Genomic DNA, 12,932 nt, shown 5'->3' on the forward strand with positions numbered 1-12,932 from the left:
GCGGCCACGGGAGATCGCGACAGTCCATGCAAAATGCTTTGCAAATGGGTTGCGGGTTCGCGACCGGCGTCAGGCTTCTGGGGTATCCCGGGGGCCTTTCTGCTTTGTGGGCTACGGAAAAACCTTCAGCCCGTTGCCGTTCATCGTGTGGCCTCGCCTGCCGGTGAAGAATTTCGCCTTCAGCACGTCAAACGCCTGATTGGCCTGAAGCGGCTTGATCACGGACAACCCGATCGGGCGCGCCGTCAGGTCGGCAAGCTGCAGCCCCCAGTGGTATGTCGAATTTCAGGCGGCGCACGGCCGGCGTCAAAGTGTCGGCATAGCAGGCCTTCGTGAAGATGCAGAACGACAGTACGAATACCGGATAGTCGGGGTTGATCGAGGTCAGGCTGTGGTCGCCGCTCTCGTCCACTGTCCAGGGCGACCGACGGGTGCTGCCGGCGCCTCAGGCCTTGAGCCAATCCCTGAGCTGCTTGGTGCGCTGTTCGGTGTGCTCGATCTGGCAGCCGAGCGCGGCGATGTCGCGCACTGTGCCGCCCGCGTTGAGCATGTACTTGGCCCTGCAGTCGTCGGCGCGGAACTGGATCCAGGCCCGCTGCGCCTGCCTCAGCAGCTTGCGGGTGCCGGCGTAGTCGATGGCATCGGCCTTGCCGGGAGGATCGAGCGACTTCAGCAGCGCCTGGTAGGCGGCGTTGAGCTCCCTGTCCTTGCGCTCCAGCGCCTGTTGCGCGCACTGGTTGATCTCGGCCGTGTTGCGGGTCCTGCACTGCTCCTCGGCGAAGACGATGCCGGGAAGCAGGAGCAGGGCGGTGCCAAGGCAGGACAGCTTCTTCATTTCGAAACTCCGCGATCGCTGGGGTCGGAGCTCGTATTCTGCGCCGGCCGGGCCCGCTAGGCGCGGAATTCGACCTCCGCCTCGATCTCTACCGGAATGCCGAAGGGCAGTTCGGCCAGCCCGACCGCGCTGCGCGCATGGGCGCCGGCCTCCGGCCCATAGAGCTCGAGGACCAGCTCCGAGAAGCCGTTGATCACCGCGGGCAAGCGGTCGAAGTCGGGCACCGCGTTGACCATGCCGAACACGCGCACCCAGGCCGTGATGCGGTCCAGGTCGCCGAGGGCGCGCTGCAGGCTCGCCAGGATGCCCAGCGCGGTCAGGCGCGCCGCATGGTGGCCCTGCTCGAGCGTGAGCTCGCGCCCGACCTTGCCGAGCGGCGCGGCCAGCGAGCCGTCGGCGTTCTGCGGGCCGTGGCCCGAGATCAGAGCCCGGTTGCCGACGATGCGCACCCAGGGAAAGGGCAGCACCACGCCGGCGGGCATGGGCAGAGGCGGCGGCAGGGTCAGGCCGAGCGACTGGAGCTTGCGTTCGATCTGTGTCATGTGTCGCTCATGTGTCGTGGATGAGGCGTCGTCCGAGGCTGATCACATCGTCCTGCGTATACCCGAGCCTGCGGTAGAAAGCGACGACCTCGGCGTTGGACGAGCGCACGAGGAGGTTGATCTTGGGGCAGCCGCGCTCGGTGAGCAAGCGCTCGGCCTCCCGCATGAGCGCACGGCCGATGGCCATGCGCCGATGCTCGGGCGAGACCGCGAGGTAGTAGACCCAGCCGCGGTGGCCGTCGAAGCCGACCATCGCGGAGCCGAGCAGCGTGCCGTCGTCGCCGGTGGCGACCAGGAAGAGCTCGGGCTGCTCGCCGAGCTTGCGCTGGATGTCGCGGTGGGGGTCGTTCCACGGGCGCGTGAGGCCGCAGGCCTGCCAGAGGGCGATCACACCGGCTTCGTCGGTGGGTTGGAAAGGGCGAATCTTCATCACGGGAAGAGCGAGTCGGGCGTAGTGCGAGTGTCGCCTGGAGGGGACCGCGCGGAAGCGCAGCCCTTCAGACGCTGCCGGGCGGACCCTTGAGTTCGACCACGTTGCCCTCCGGATCCCGGAGGTAGATGGAAGGGCCGCTGCCTTCCGCGCCGTAGCGCGCTTCGGTCGGCCCGGCCTGCACGCCATGGGCCGCGAGGTGGCTGCGTATCGCCGCTTCATCGAAGGGATCGACGCGAAGGCAGAAGTGGTCGAGATTGCGGCCTTCCCGGCCCGGCGGCGCGCCGCCGGCGCGGCCCAGCTCGCCATCGACGGGCACGAGATCCACGATCGAGCGGCCGGCGCGCAGCTGGATCAGGCCGATGGCCTCCTGCCGGCGCTCGACCGTGCAGCCGAGCACGTCGCAGTAGAAGCCAAGCATGGCGTCGAGATCGACGACGCGCAGGACGATGTGATCGATGTCGCGGATGTGGATCATGGCATGGCCGGCTCTCAGGACTCGCCCCTGCCCCGCACGTCCGCCACCACCCGCGCATGCCGCTGGAAGCTCCAGTAGGCGCTGGCCCAGTCCATCAGCACCACGATGCGGTTGCGAAAGCCGATCAGGAAATACGCATGCGCGAAAAGCCAGAACAGCCACGCCAGGCGACCCCAGAAGCGCAGCGGCCCCATGGGCGTGCCCAGGTCGACCACGGCCGAGTTGCGCCCGATGGTGGCCAGGTTGCCGTAGTCACGGTAGCGGAACGGGACGGTCTCCTTGCCCGCGAGGCGGCGCAGGATGTTCGCCGCCGCGGCACGGCCCGCCTGCTTGGCGCCGGGGGAGACGCCGGGCACCGGCACGGGCTCCTTGCCGGGGCGATAGCTCATGGCTGCCGCCAGGTCCCCGACCACGCTGATCTCGGGATAGCCGGGCAGGCTGAGGTCGGGCAGCACCTTCACGCGGCCGGCGCGGTCGCATTCGGCGCCCGTGGCCTCGGCCAGCATCCGACCGAGCGGCGAGGCGGCCACGCCGGCGGCCCAGATCACGCAATGGCAGGCGATGCGGTGGGTGCCGGTGCCGGCGCCGCCGTCGCTGAAGGGCGACTCGACCTCCAGCCCCTCGGGCGTGACTGCCGTCACGCGCGCATTGAGGCGCACCTGCACGCCCAGCTTCTGCAACTGCTCGAGCGCGCGCTGGCTCAGGACCTCGGGCATGGCCTGCAGCACGCGCGGGCCGCCCTCGATCAGCAGCACCTCGGCCGTGCGTGGGTCGATGTGGCGGAATTCGCCACTGAGGGTGTGACGCGCGATCTCGGCCAGGGTGCCGGCCATCTCGACGCCGGTCGGGCCGGCGCCGATCACGGCGAAGGTGAGCAGGGCGCGCCGGCGCGCCGGGTCGGTCTCGACTTCGGCAGCCTCGAAGCTCATCAGGATCCGGCGCCGGATCTCGAAGGCATCGGCCAGGGTCTTGAGGCCGGGGGCCGTGCGCGACCAGTCGTCGTGGCCGAAGTAGCTGTGGGTCGCGCCCGCGGCCAGGATCAGGTGGTCATACGGCAGGCGGGTGCCGTCGGCCAGATGCACCTCGCGCGCACCGGGGTCGATGCGCGTCGCCTCGCCGAGCAGGGTGGTGATGTTGGGCTGCCGGCGGAACAGCAGGCGCACCGGCGCGGCGATCGAGGGCGCCGCCAGGCCGGCGGTCGCGACCTGGTAGAGCAGGGGCTGGAACAGGTGGTGGTTGGTCTTGTCGACGATGGTGATGTCGACGGCCGCGTTCTGCAGCTTTCGCGCTGCCTCGAGTCCGCCGAAGCCGCAGCCGATGATCACGATTCGGGGGCGGGTGGAGGGGGACGTGCTCATCCGCCGGATGATACGCAGGCGCCGTGCAGGCCCCGGCGTCTTGTGCCAAAGTGTCGCGTTCGACAGGCCGCGCGCCGCGGTCGGGGCGCGCGCCGCGCGCCCTTGTCCTACGGCGCCGGCCTCCGTGCATGGGCTAAAACCTTCGGTCCAACAATGGAGACCCCATGAAGCTCACCCGGCCGGCCACGCCCGCGGCGGACGACCTGCGCGATCGGTTCCAGGCGGTGCGTGCGCACAGCCTCGCGCTGGCGGCCCCGCTCTCGGCGGAGGACCAGTGCATCCAGTCGATGCCCGACGCCAGTCCGACAAAATGGCACCTGGCGCACACCACATGGTTCTTCGAGACCGTGCTGCTGCAGCCGCATGCCGAAGGCTATCGCGTGTTCGACGCGGCCTTTGCCTATCTCTTCAATTCTTACTACGAGGCACTGGGGCCGCGCCATCCGCGCCCGCAGCGCGGGCTGCTGACGCGACCTTCGCTCGAGCAGGTGCACGCCTACCGGCGCCATGTGGACGAGGCGGTGGAGGCGTTGCTCGAGAACGATGACGGCGCGGCCGATTGGAATGCGATCGCGGCGATCGTCGAGCTGGGCCTGAACCACGAGCAGCAGCACCAGGAGCTCATCCTCACGGACATCCTGCATGCGCTGTCCCGCAGCCCGCTGCTGCCGGCCTACCGTGCGGCGCCCGCGCCTGCACTGCGGCTCGCGTCGGTGGCACCGGCGATGCGCTGGCTCTCTCAGCCTGGCGGCATCACCGAGGTGGGCCATGCCGGCGGCGGCTTCTGCTTCGACAACGAGACGCCGCGCCATGCGGCCCTGCTGCAGCCCTACGCCATCGCGGACCGGCTCGTGAATTGCGGCGAGTACGCGCAGTTCATTGCCGATGGCGGCTACCAGCGGCCCGAGCTGTGGCTCTCCGACGGCTGGGCCGCGGTGCAGGCGCAGGGCTGGCGTCATCCGGCGTACTGGCTTGCCGCCGATGATCCGCGCCTGGCCCACCATGGCACGACGGCGGGGTGGCAGGTCTTCGGCCTGCATGGCGTGCGGCCGATGGAGCCCGAGGCGCCGGTGTCGCAGCTGAGCTTCTACGAGGCTGCGGCCTATGCCGAGTGGGCCGGGGCGCGCCTGCCGACCGAGTTCGAGTGGGAGGCCGCACACGATGCGCCCGGCATCTCGCAGACGAGCGGCCATGTCTGGCAATGGACGCGGTCGTCCTATGACCCTTATCCGGGTTTCCGTCCGTTGTCGGGCGTGGCGGCCGAATACAACGGCAAGTTCATGGTGGGCCAGCTGGTGCTGCGCGGCGGCAGCGTCGCCACGCCATCGGGTCATTCGCGGCCCAGCTACCGCAACTTCTTCCCGCCGGCCGCGCGCTGGCAGTTCTCGGGGCTACGGCTCGCCAAGGATCTTCGATGAGTATTCCCGCCATCAGCCTGCATGCATTCCGCAGCGCACAGCGGGCAGCGCCGCTTTCCGATTTCGGCCGCGAGCTGTTCGAGGGGCTGAGCCGCAGCCCGCGCGCCATATCGCCCAAGTTCTTCTACGACGCGGCCGGCTCGCAGCTCTTCGACCGCATCTGCGAGCTGCCCGAGTACTACCCGACGCGCACCGAGATGCGCATCCTCACCGAGCGCGCGCCCGAGATCGCGGCCCAGATCGGCCCCCATGCCGAGGTCATCGAGTTCGGCGCCGGCTCGCTCACCAAGGTGCGGCTGCTGCTCGATGCGCTGCACGCGCCGCGGCGCTACGTGCCGATCGACATCTCGGGCGAGCACCTCGAGGCGGCCGCGCAGCGCCTGCGCACCGACTACCCGCACCTCGGGGTGCAGCCCGTGGTGGCCGACTACACCATGCCGCTGGTGCTGCCGGCACGGGGCGAAGGCATGGGCCAGCGCGTGGGCTTTTTTCCCGGCTCGACGCTCGGCAACTTCAGCCCCGAGGAGGCGCTCGCCTTCCTGCAGCTCGCGCAGCGCCTGCTGCGCGGCGGCGGCCTGCTGCTGGGCGTGGACCTCGTCAAGGACCCGGCGCGGCTGCATGCCGCCTACAACGACGCGCAGGGCGTGACGGCTGCCTTCAACCTCAACCTGCTGCGCCGTGCCAACCGCGAGCTCGGCACCGACTTCGACCTGGAGGGCTTCTCGCACGCGGCCTTCTACAACGCGCCGCTGCGCCGCATCGAGATGCACCTGGCGAGCCGCCGCGCGCAGACCGTCACGCTCGACGGCCAGCGCTTCCAATTCGAGGAGGGCGAGACCATCCACACCGAGAACTCGTACAAGTTCACTGTCGATGGCCTGCGGGCCCTGGCCGTGAAGGCCGGGCTCAGGCCGGCGGCGGTGTGGACCGATCCCGAGCGGCTTTTCCGCGTGCACTGGCTGCAGTCGCCCGCGGCACAATAGCTCCGTCCCGCGATCGGCGGGCCTTGGAGATCTGGATGAAAGCAACCTGGAACGGCGTCACCATCGCCGAGAGCGATGACACCGTGCTCGTCGAAGGCAACCACTATTTCCCGGCGAGCGCGCTCAATCGCGACTACGTCACCTTCAGCAACCACAAGACTACCTGCCCCTGGAAGGGCACGGCCAGCTACTACTCGCTGCTGGTCAACGGCGAGCTCAATGCCGATGCCGCCTGGTACTACGCCGACCCCAAGCCCGAGGCCGAGATGGTGCGCGACCGCGTCGCCTTCTGGAAGGGCGTGAAGGTGGGCGAGTGAGCTTCGGGGCCTTCGATCCGCCTTTTGCCCCTGTAGACCGGCTCGTTCCCGCACTGCGGCAGGACGGCTATGCGGTGCTGAGCCCCCAGGGCGTGGCCGAATGGCTGGGTTGCCCGCTCGCGGAGCTCGAACTGCTGCACGCCGACTGGGACCATCTGCCCCTGGACGAGTACCTCAAGGATGGCGGCCGCTATCGGACCCGCCGCCACGCCTGTTTCATGGTCGAGGACGCGGTCATCGAGCAGGTGCCGCACCGCGCGCACTGGCAGCCGGTCGAGTACAACGCGCTGCATGGCGGCATGCAGCGCTGGTTCGCGCCGATGGAGGCCGGCACGCTGGTGCAGCCCGCGTGGCAGGCGCTCATCAAGGGCCTGGCCGAGGTGGCGAACGGCCTGCGCGGCAGCCAGCGCTGGTACGTGGAGGCGCACCAGTTCCGCATCGACACGGCCGACGGCATCGGCCGCCCGACGCCCGAGGGCGCGCATCGCGACGGCGTCGACCTGGTCGCAGTGGCGCTGGTGGGGCGCCACAACATCAAGGGCGGTGAAACCCGCGTGTTCGAGGCCGCGGGCCGTCGCGGCGAGCGCTTCACCATGACGGAGCCGTGGACCCTGATGCTCGTCGACGACGCGCGCGTGATCCACGAATCGACGCCGATCCAGCCGCTGGTGGACAGCCAGCCCGGCTGGCGCGACACGCTGGTCGTGACCTGCCGCGCGGGCTCCTTCCAGGGCGATTGAGCACCCCGGCGCCGGGCCGTAGAAGTCCTACAGCCCGGACACCGCCCTGGATGTACATTCGAGGCCCGGTTCGGCTGAGAGCCAGAGAGCCATCAAGTGAACAAACGAGGTCTCCCATGTTCAATCACATCCTGGTTCCGATCGACGGGTCCGAAACATCGATGCTCGCGGTGAGCAAGGCCAGCGGACTCGCGTTGGCGTTCGGCAGCCGCATCACCTTGATCCACGTGGTGGACAACTATCCGTTCATCGGCGTCGGCGCCGACTACGCGCTGGGCCAGAACGAATACCTCGCGGCCGCCACCAGCAGCGCCAATGCCGCGCTGGCGCGCGGCGTCGCGGCCCTGGCCGCGGAAGGCCTGCACAGCGACCAGCGCGTGATCGACGGCCACGTGGTGCACGAAGGCATCGTCGACACCGCGGAAGCGATCGGGGCCGACCTGATCGTGATGGGCTCGCACGGCCGCTCCGGCATCGAGAAACTGCTCCTGGGCAGCGTCACGCAGCGTGTGCTGCAGGACGCCAAGGTGCCGGTGCTCGTGGTGAAAGGCTGACGACCGGGGCGCTCACTCGAAAGGCGGCGCACTCTCGAAGCGCAGCAGGCGGCCATCGGCGGGATGGGCGAATTCGAGTTCGCTCGCATGCAGCAGCAGGCGCTCTGCGCGCCGCTGCACTTGCTCGCCGCCATAGAGCGTGTCGCCGAGGATCGGGTGGCCGATCGACAGCAGGTGCACGCGCAATTGGTGGGTGCGGCCGGTCAGCGGTTCCAGCCACAGGTGACTCGCATCGCGATCGGGCAAGAGCCGCTTCACGCGCCAGCGTGTCCTGCTCGGCTTGCCGTTCAACGCATCGACCTTCTGCAGCGGGCGGTTGGGCCAGTCGGCGATGAGCGGGGCATCGATCAGCGACCACGCGTCGGACACGGGAAGCGATCCGTCCACGATGGCTTCGTAGCGCTTTTGCACACGCCGCTGCGCAAAGGCATCGCCGAGCGCGCGCTGCATCGCGGGGCTTCGCGCCATGAGCACCAGGCCGCTGGTGGCCATGTCGAGTCGATGCACCACCAGCGCCTCGGGCCAGCGCGCCTGCGCGCGGGCGCTGAGGCAGTCCTGCTTGTCCTCGCCGCGGCCGGGCACGCACAGGAGGCCGGCGGGCTTGTCGAGCACCAGCACGTCGGCGTCTTCATGGATCACGATGAGCGAGGTCATGGCCGAGCGAGTCTATGAGGCTTCGGGCCTCGGCTATCCTCGACGCGATGTCCATTCCCGCTGCCGCCTCGCCGACATTCATCGATCTCACACGCGAGCGGCCCTTCATGCGGATGTGGAGCGCGCGGCTCTTCGGAACCGCGGGCAGCCAGATGCTGCTGGTCGCGATCGGCTGGCACATGTACGAGCTGACCGGCAGCGCCTGGGACCTGGGGCTGGTGGGGCTCTACCAGTTCGTGCCGGCACTGCTGCTGGCACTGCTGGCGGGGCACGTGGTCGATCGCCATCATCGCGGCCGCATCGTCGCGGCCTGCCTGGCGGTGCAGGGGCTGGTGGCGCTGGTGCTGCTGCTTGCCGTGCAAGGCCACCACGACTCGCGTGCGCTGCTGCTCGGGCTGTCGCTGGTGCTGGGCGCGGTGCGCGCCTTCCAGATGCCGGCGCAGCAGGCCTTGACGCCGCTGCTGGTGCCGCCGCTGATGCTGCCGCGGGCCATGGCCTTCAGTTCGGCCGGCATGCAAGGCGCGATCATCGGCGGCCCGGCGCTGGGCGGCCTGCTTTTCGCTGCCGGGACCGGCGTGGTCTATGGTGCGGGCCTGCTCTTCTTCGCGGTGGGCAGCCTGCTGGTGATGAAGGTGCGCTACGAGCACGCGCCGCCGCCGCGCGAGCCGGTGTCGCTGTCGACCGTGCTGGCGGGCGTGAACTTCATCTGGCACCGCAAGCCGGTGCTCGGCGCGGTCTCGCTCGACCTGTTCGCGGTGCTGCTCGGCGGCGCCGTCGCGCTGCTGCCGATCTTTGCCAAGGACATCCTGCACACGGGCCCGTGGGGCCTGGGGCTGTTGCGCAGCGCGCCCGCGGTGGGAGCGCTCGCGGCCTCGATCCTGCTCACGCGGCGGCCCATCGAGCGCCGCGTAGGGCGCGCGCTGTTGATCGCCGTGGCAGCGTTCGGCGTCTGCATGATCGTGTTCGGCTTGTCGCGCAGCTTTCTCGTGTCGCTGCTTGCGCTGGCGGTCTCGGGCGCGGCCGACATGGTCAACGTGGTGATCCGGCAGACGCTGGTGCAGCTGGAGACGCCGGACGCGATGCGCGGGCGGGTGAGCGCCGTCAATTCGATCTTCATCGGCGCCAGCAACCAGCTGGGCGAGTTCGAATCGGGCGCCACCGCGGCGCTGCTGGGGCCGGTGGGGTCGGTGGTCCTGGGCGGCGTCGGCACCGTGCTGGTGGCGCTGGCCTGGTTCCGGCTCTTCCCGTCGCTGGCGTCGCGCGATCGGCTGGTAAAGCCGGTGGACTAGAAATGCGAGAAGGCGAGCGGCGCGTCCAGCCTCACATCACCCACCGGTTCCGCCACGCAGGGCAGGATCCAGCCCTCGGCCTTCTCTTCCCGGCTCAGGCCGGGCCATTCGATGCGGTAGCGGACCTCGCCGTCGAGCAGCCGGCAGATGCAGGTGCGGCAGGTGCCGTTGCGGCAGGAACTGGGCAGCTCGATGCCGGCGGCCTCGGCGGACTGCAGCAGCGTGCGGCCCGCCTCGGTGTCGAAGCGCAAGCCGCCCGGCTCGATCCGCGCCGTGGTGTGCGGCGCGCCCGTGCTCATTCCTTGTTCTTGATCTTCCCGCGCGGAATCACTGCCGTCGTGACCGTGCGGACCGGTTCGAAACCGGCGGGCGGCGCCTTCGGCGGCGACGTGTCCTTCTTCGGTTTCTTGGATTCCTTGTTGCTGCGCTGCTGTCCCTTGGGCATGTGTTCCTCCAGTGATTGGTGGTCGAGTTTAGCGAGGCGGCGACAATACAGTCCCTACCGATCGTTTCCCCGCATTCATGCCTGACTACGAAGTTCGCCCCGCCACGCTGCGCGATGCCAAAGCCATCGCCGAAGTCCACGTTGCCTCCGCCCGTGCCGCCTATGCCGGCATCCTGCCCGAGGACCAGTTGAGCGCCCTGGCGCCCTCCACGCGCGAGGCCAAGTGGCGCGAGGCCATCGAGTTCAGCGAGCCGCAGGTGCACGTGGCCGTGCTGGGCGAGGAGGTGGCCGGCTTCGTCGGATTCGACCGTTCGCGCGATCCCAAGACGCCCTCGACCACCGGCGAGATCTGGGCCCTCTACGTGAAGCCCGAGCACTGGGGCAAGGGCGTCGGCGTGGCCCTGTGGGATGCCGCGCGCGACGGCCTGGACGAAGAAGGCTGCACGGTGGTCACCGTCTGGGTGCCGCTGCGCAACGACCGCGCGCTGCGCTTCTACGAGCTGGCCGGCTTCAAGCGAGAAATGAAGACTGCCAAGACAACGTCATTGGGCGGCACCAAGATCGAAGAGATCCGCCTCAAGCGAAACGTCGCCTGACCCACAGGAACACAACATTCATGGCCTCCAGTCTGCTGCTCCTGCTTGACGACATTGCCACGGTCCTGGACGACGTTTCCGTTCTCACCAAGGTTGCCGCCAAGAAGACCGCCGGCGTGCTGGGCGACGACCTGGCGCTGAACGCGCAGCAGGTCTCCGGGGTGAAGGCCGATCGCGAGCTGCCGGTGGTGTGGGCGGTGTGCAAGGGCTCCTTCATCAACAAGACGATCCTGGTGCCGGCAGCGCTGCTCATCGGCACCTGGCTGCCTTGGCTGGTGACGCCGCTGCTGATGATCGGCGGCGCCTTCCTGTGCTTCGAGGGGTGCGAGAAGCTGGCGCACAAGTTCCTGCACAAGGAAGAGCACGACGCCGACATCTCGCGGCATGAGAAGGCGCTGGCCGATCCGGCCGTGGACCTGGTGGCGGTCGAGAAGGGCAAGATCAAGGGCGCGGTGCGCACCGACTTCATCCTCTCGGCGGAGATCATCGCCATCACGCTGGGCACGGTGCAGGGCCAGTCTTTCACCACGCAGCTGTCAGTGCTGGTCGGCATCGCGCTGATCATGACCATCGGCGTCTACGGCCTGGTGGCCGGCATCGTGAAGCTCGACGATGCGGGGCTCTACCTGAGCCGCCGCGAAGGTGGTGCCTCGCAGGCGCTGGGTCGCGGCATCCTGGCGGCAGCGCCCTGGCTCATGAAGGGGCTGTCCGTCGCAGGCACCGCCGCCATGTTCCTGGTGGGCGGCGGCATCCTGGTGCACGGCGTACCGGCGCTCGGCCATGCGGTCGAGGCCTGGGCGGTGGACGCCGGCGCCCTGGTGGGCGGCCTGGGCTCGATGGGCATCAACGCGGGCGTCGGCATCGTGGCCGGCGCGATCGTGCTGGCGGCCGTCGAGCTTGCGAAGAAGGCATTCGGCAAGAAGGCCGGGCAATTGTCCGAACGCTAGGAGCAGACTGCTGGGAGTTTGCTCCTAGCCCAGCTCCGCCACCCGCCGCGCCAGCGCCTCGATGGCGGCATCGGAGAGATCGTCGGTTGCCACCGGCTGCCGCTCTGCCCAGCGCTCGAAATGACTGGCCTGCGAGCGCCGGTAGGCCGGGTCGTAGTGCAGCGTCGTCAGCTCGGCGAACAACGCCGGCAGCGCGCCTTCGGTGGCCCATTGCTGCCAGCGGCCGATCACGGCCTTGCCGTGCAGCTCCTTCAGCAGCCCGAGCTGGCGTGACAGGGCCTCGGGATCGTCGCCGAGGTAGGCGTAGTCGCGCAGCAGGTAGGCCAGGCGGACCTCGGGCGCGGCCACGATCTCGATGCAGCGGCTCGCTCGCATGTGTTTCACCAGCGGCAGCGGAACGTCGAGGCGGCCGATGCGCCGGCTCTCGCCTTCCACGTAGAGCGGCTGCGCAGGATCGATCCGTTCCAGCATCTCGGCGATGCGCGTCTCGAAAGCCGTCTGCGACGGCTGCGGGGTGCCGGGCAGGGCGCCCAGCAGCGAGCCCTTGTGGGCGGCGAAGCCTTCGAGGTCCAGCACCTGTCGCCCCTGGCGCGCCATCGCCTGCAGCACGCGCGTCTTGGCGCTGCCGGTGGCGCCGCACAGCACGCGCAGGTCGAGCTGCGGACAGAGCAAGTCCAGCTGCGTGATCACGCGGCGGCGCCAGCTCTTGTAGCCGCCGGCCAGCTGTTGCGCGTCCCAGCCCACCAGGCGCAGCCAGGTGACCATCGAGCCGCTGCGCAGGCCGCCGCGCCAGCAGTAGACCAGGGGCTTCCAGTCGGCCGGCCGGTCCGCGAAGCGCTCCCTCAGATGGCGCGCGAGGTTCGCCGCCACCATCGCGCCCCCAACGCGGCGCGCCTCGAAAGCGCCTTGCTGCTTGTAGAGCGTGCCGACGATGCGGCGCTCCTCGTCGTCGAGCACCGGACAGTTGATGGCGCCGGGAATGTGGTCGATGGCGTATTCGCCCGGCGAGCGCGCGTCGATCAGCGCGTCGAAGCGCCCGCGATCGTCCACGCGCACGGGTGCGGGTGCGCGCATCAGCGGGCCTTGCTGCGGGCGCGCTGGACCAGGTCCACCACCACCAGCGCGATGCCGAGCACCAGTGCGAACCAGCCCACCACGCTGGCGCCGCCGATCATGTCGTGCCAGAGAGGCGATGTCAGGAAATGGGGCGCGATCAGGACGGCCGCGCCGATGAGGATGCACAAGAGGCCGCGCTCGAACGTGCGCGGCGCCCTGGAGGGTCTGGAGGTCATGCCCGAGTTTACGGGCGTCCGCCAGCACCGCCGGACTCGCGGTGCAATGCGCCA

At 69.4% G+C, this 12,932-nt stretch carries 18 protein-coding genes; 8 read left to right on the plus strand and 10 right to left on the minus strand.

Annotated elements, in window-relative coordinates; translation table 11 throughout:
• Window positions 1-445: 445 nt before the first annotated feature.
• The 5 genes from E5P3_RS13220 to E5P3_RS13240 form a co-directional block, all read right to left on the minus strand.
• Entirely contained in the window at window positions 446-835 is a 390-nt protein-coding gene (locus tag E5P3_RS13220) for a lysozyme inhibitor LprI family protein (protein ID WP_162586401.1), read from the minus strand.
• A 56-nt stretch (window positions 836-891) separates the two neighbouring features.
• Entirely contained in the window at window positions 892-1,377 is a 486-nt protein-coding gene (locus E5P3_RS13225) for a RidA family protein (RefSeq protein WP_162586402.1), read from the minus strand.
• 7 nt (window positions 1,378-1,384) lie between these two features.
• Window positions 1,385-1,807: a GNAT family acetyltransferase gene (locus tag E5P3_RS13230; RefSeq protein ID WP_162586403.1), complete on the minus strand. Its 423-nt coding sequence runs from the start codon at window positions 1,805-1,807 to the stop codon at window positions 1,385-1,387.
• A gap of 67 nt (window positions 1,808-1,874) precedes the next feature.
• Window positions 1,875-2,285: a VOC family protein gene (locus E5P3_RS13235; protein ID WP_162586404.1), complete on the minus strand. Its 411-nt coding sequence runs from the start codon at window positions 2,283-2,285 to the stop codon at window positions 1,875-1,877.
• A gap of 14 nt (window positions 2,286-2,299) precedes the next feature.
• A complete protein-coding gene (locus tag E5P3_RS13240) occupies window positions 2,300-3,643 on the minus strand; it encodes an NAD(P)/FAD-dependent oxidoreductase (RefSeq protein WP_162586405.1) in 1,344 nt (447 codons plus the stop codon).
• Window positions 3,644-3,807: 164 nt separating this feature from the next.
• Here E5P3_RS13240 and egtB point away from each other — a divergent pair, with 164 nt between their 5' ends.
• The 5 genes from egtB to E5P3_RS13265 all read left to right on the plus strand — a co-directional run bounded on the left by egtB (window position 3,808) and on the right by E5P3_RS13265 (window position 7,655).
• The gene (gene egtB / locus E5P3_RS13245; protein ID WP_162586406.1) at window positions 3,808-5,061 is read left to right on the plus strand and encodes an ergothioneine biosynthesis protein EgtB; all 1,254 of its coding nucleotides are present in this window, start codon (window positions 3,808-3,810) and stop codon (window positions 5,059-5,061) included.
• On the plus strand, window positions 5,058-6,044 hold the full coding sequence (gene egtD / locus E5P3_RS13250) for an L-histidine N(alpha)-methyltransferase (protein WP_162586407.1): 987 nt from the start codon (window positions 5,058-5,060) through the stop codon (window positions 6,042-6,044). The genes egtB and egtD overlap by 4 nt, the downstream gene beginning before the upstream one ends.
• 35 nt (window positions 6,045-6,079) lie before the next feature.
• Window positions 6,080-6,361 (plus strand): DUF427 domain-containing protein, encoded by a 282-nt coding sequence (locus E5P3_RS13255; RefSeq protein WP_162586408.1) that lies wholly within the window; start codon window positions 6,080-6,082, stop codon window positions 6,359-6,361.
• A complete protein-coding gene (locus E5P3_RS13260) occupies window positions 6,358-7,101 on the plus strand; it encodes a 2OG-Fe dioxygenase family protein (RefSeq protein WP_162586409.1) in 744 nt (247 codons plus the stop codon). The genes E5P3_RS13255 and E5P3_RS13260 overlap by 4 nt, the downstream gene beginning before the upstream one ends.
• Window positions 7,102-7,217: 116 nt before the next feature.
• Complete coding sequence (locus E5P3_RS13265; RefSeq protein WP_068683349.1) at window positions 7,218-7,655, plus strand: universal stress protein; 438 nt, start codon at window positions 7,218-7,220, stop codon at window positions 7,653-7,655.
• A gap of 12 nt (window positions 7,656-7,667) precedes the next feature.
• Here the strand turns inward: E5P3_RS13265 and E5P3_RS13270 are convergent, their stop codons facing one another.
• Window positions 7,668-8,309 carry an RluA family pseudouridine synthase gene (locus E5P3_RS13270; protein WP_162586410.1) on the minus strand — a complete coding sequence of 214 codons (642 nt, stop codon included), beginning with the start codon at window positions 8,307-8,309 and terminating at the stop codon, window positions 7,668-7,670.
• Window positions 8,310-8,356: 47 nt separating this feature from the next.
• Here E5P3_RS13270 and E5P3_RS13275 point away from each other — a divergent pair, with 47 nt between their 5' ends.
• Complete coding sequence (locus E5P3_RS13275; RefSeq protein ID WP_269474005.1) at window positions 8,357-9,598, plus strand: MFS transporter; 1,242 nt, start codon at window positions 8,357-8,359, stop codon at window positions 9,596-9,598.
• On the opposite strand, the gene E5P3_RS13280 is transcribed toward E5P3_RS13275, so the two are convergent.
• Complete coding sequence (locus E5P3_RS13280) at window positions 9,595-9,897, minus strand: 2Fe-2S iron-sulfur cluster-binding protein (RefSeq protein ID WP_162586411.1); 303 nt, start codon at window positions 9,895-9,897, stop codon at window positions 9,595-9,597. The genes E5P3_RS13275 and E5P3_RS13280 overlap by 4 nt on opposite strands.
• Entirely contained in the window at window positions 9,894-10,043 is a 150-nt protein-coding gene (locus tag E5P3_RS13285) for a hypothetical protein (RefSeq protein ID WP_174263066.1), read from the minus strand. Before E5P3_RS13285 ends, E5P3_RS13280 begins: the two co-directional genes overlap by 4 nt.
• A 77-nt stretch (window positions 10,044-10,120) precedes the next feature.
• On the opposite strand from E5P3_RS13285, the gene E5P3_RS13290 reads away from it, so the two are divergent.
• Both E5P3_RS13290 and E5P3_RS13295 read left to right on the plus strand, forming a co-directional pair.
• Window positions 10,121-10,639, plus strand: a complete 519-nt coding sequence (locus E5P3_RS13290; protein ID WP_162586412.1) for a GNAT family N-acetyltransferase — start codon at window positions 10,121-10,123, stop codon at window positions 10,637-10,639.
• 20 nt (window positions 10,640-10,659) lie between these two features.
• On the plus strand, window positions 10,660-11,586 hold the full coding sequence (locus tag E5P3_RS13295; protein ID WP_162586413.1) for a DUF808 domain-containing protein: 927 nt from the start codon (window positions 10,660-10,662) through the stop codon (window positions 11,584-11,586).
• A 24-nt stretch (window positions 11,587-11,610) separates the two neighbouring features.
• Here E5P3_RS13295 and mnmH read toward each other — a convergent pair whose 3' ends face one another.
• Together mnmH and E5P3_RS13305 are read right to left on the minus strand one after the other, a co-directional pair.
• Window positions 11,611-12,660 (minus strand): tRNA 2-selenouridine(34) synthase MnmH, encoded by a 1,050-nt coding sequence (gene mnmH / locus E5P3_RS13300; RefSeq protein ID WP_162586414.1) that lies wholly within the window; start codon window positions 12,658-12,660, stop codon window positions 11,611-11,613.
• Entirely contained in the window at window positions 12,660-12,878 is a 219-nt protein-coding gene (locus E5P3_RS13305) for a hypothetical protein (protein WP_162586415.1), read from the minus strand. The genes mnmH and E5P3_RS13305 overlap by 1 nt, the downstream gene beginning before the upstream one ends.
• Window positions 12,879-12,932: the final 54 nt, after the last annotated feature.

The sequence above is a fragment of the Variovorax sp. RA8 genome (assembly GCF_901827175.1).
GTDB lineage: Bacteria > Pseudomonadota > Gammaproteobacteria > Burkholderiales > Burkholderiaceae_C > Variovorax.

What these genes read in the sequence shown, in the direction of transcription:
- E5P3_RS13265 (WP_068683349.1), top strand. Translation starts at nt 7,218, where the DNA reads ATGTTCAATCACATCCTGGTTCCGATCGACGGGTCCGAAACATCGATG.
- E5P3_RS13270 (WP_162586410.1), bottom strand. Translation starts at nt 8,309, where the DNA reads ATGACCTCGCTCATCGTGATCCATGAAGACGCCGACGTGCTGGTGCTC.
- E5P3_RS13240 (WP_162586405.1), bottom strand. Translation starts at nt 3,643, where the DNA reads ATGAGCACGTCCCCCTCCACCCGCCCCCGAATCGTGATCATCGGCTGC.
- E5P3_RS13255 (WP_162586408.1), top strand. Translation starts at nt 6,080, where the DNA reads ATGAAAGCAACCTGGAACGGCGTCACCATCGCCGAGAGCGATGACACC.
- E5P3_RS13280 (WP_162586411.1), bottom strand. Translation starts at nt 9,897, where the DNA reads ATGAGCACGGGCGCGCCGCACACCACGGCGCGGATCGAGCCGGGCGGC.
- E5P3_RS13235 (WP_162586404.1), bottom strand. Translation starts at nt 2,285, where the DNA reads ATGATCCACATCCGCGACATCGATCACATCGTCCTGCGCGTCGTCGAT.
- E5P3_RS13285 (WP_174263066.1), bottom strand. Translation starts at nt 10,043, where the DNA reads ATGCCCAAGGGACAGCAGCGCAGCAACAAGGAATCCAAGAAACCGAAG.
- E5P3_RS13275 (WP_269474005.1), top strand. Translation starts at nt 8,357, where the DNA reads ATGTCCATTCCCGCTGCCGCCTCGCCGACATTCATCGATCTCACACGC.
- E5P3_RS13305 (WP_162586415.1), bottom strand. Translation starts at nt 12,878, where the DNA reads ATGACCTCCAGACCCTCCAGGGCGCCGCGCACGTTCGAGCGCGGCCTC.
- E5P3_RS13225 (WP_162586402.1), bottom strand. Translation starts at nt 1,377, where the DNA reads ATGACACAGATCGAACGCAAGCTCCAGTCGCTCGGCCTGACCCTGCCG.
- E5P3_RS13290 (WP_162586412.1), top strand. Translation starts at nt 10,121, where the DNA reads ATGCCTGACTACGAAGTTCGCCCCGCCACGCTGCGCGATGCCAAAGCC.
- E5P3_RS13230 (WP_162586403.1), bottom strand. Translation starts at nt 1,807, where the DNA reads ATGAAGATTCGCCCTTTCCAACCCACCGACGAAGCCGGTGTGATCGCC.
- E5P3_RS13220 (WP_162586401.1), bottom strand. Translation starts at nt 835, where the DNA reads ATGAAGAAGCTGTCCTGCCTTGGCACCGCCCTGCTCCTGCTTCCCGGC.
- mnmH (WP_162586414.1), bottom strand. Translation starts at nt 12,660, where the DNA reads ATGCGCGCACCCGCACCCGTGCGCGTGGACGATCGCGGGCGCTTCGAC.
- E5P3_RS13295 (WP_162586413.1), top strand. Translation starts at nt 10,660, where the DNA reads ATGGCCTCCAGTCTGCTGCTCCTGCTTGACGACATTGCCACGGTCCTG.
- egtD (WP_162586407.1), top strand. Translation starts at nt 5,058, where the DNA reads ATGAGTATTCCCGCCATCAGCCTGCATGCATTCCGCAGCGCACAGCGG.
- egtB (WP_162586406.1), top strand. Translation starts at nt 3,808, where the DNA reads ATGAAGCTCACCCGGCCGGCCACGCCCGCGGCGGACGACCTGCGCGAT.